Annotated in this window: 1 protein-coding gene; it reads left to right on the top strand. The window is 70.7% G+C overall.

All coding sequences use genetic code 11. From position 1 onward, the window contains the following. On the top strand, positions 1-426 hold a 426-nt coding region (locus AC1U89_RS24835; protein ID WP_479902274.1), incomplete at both ends, for a hypothetical protein.

Raw genomic sequence — 426 nt, 5'->3', positions numbered from 1 at the left:
GCGCTACTACGCCGAGGTGCTCGCCGGGCAGCGGCTTGGCAATGCGGGGCCGGAACGCCGCTCCGCCACGAGCCAGACCGTCCTGCAAACCGGCACGCGGCTGCGCCGCACAGAACAGGGCTTGCGGCTGACTGGCCAGCGCTTCTATTCGACCGGCGCGCTGTTCGCGCATCGGGTGCCCGTACGCGCGCTGGACGACGAAGGCCGCGCCGTGCAGGCATGGGTGCCGCGCGATGCGGCGGGCCTGACCGTGAACGACGACTGGTCGTCGTTCGGCCAGCGCACCACCGCCAGCGGCACGGTGCTCTTCGACAACGTGGCCGTCTCAGAGGAAGACGTGTTGCCGGTCTGGCAGCTTGCGGAGCGCCCCGGGATCTACGGGCCGACTTCGCAGCTGATCCAGGCCGCCATCGACCTGGGTATCGC

This window comes from Caulobacter sp. 05T431, assembly GCF_056665975.1.
The sequence above is the reverse complement of the archived record's forward strand: the minus strand, read 5'-3'. Positions and strand labels throughout refer to the sequence as shown.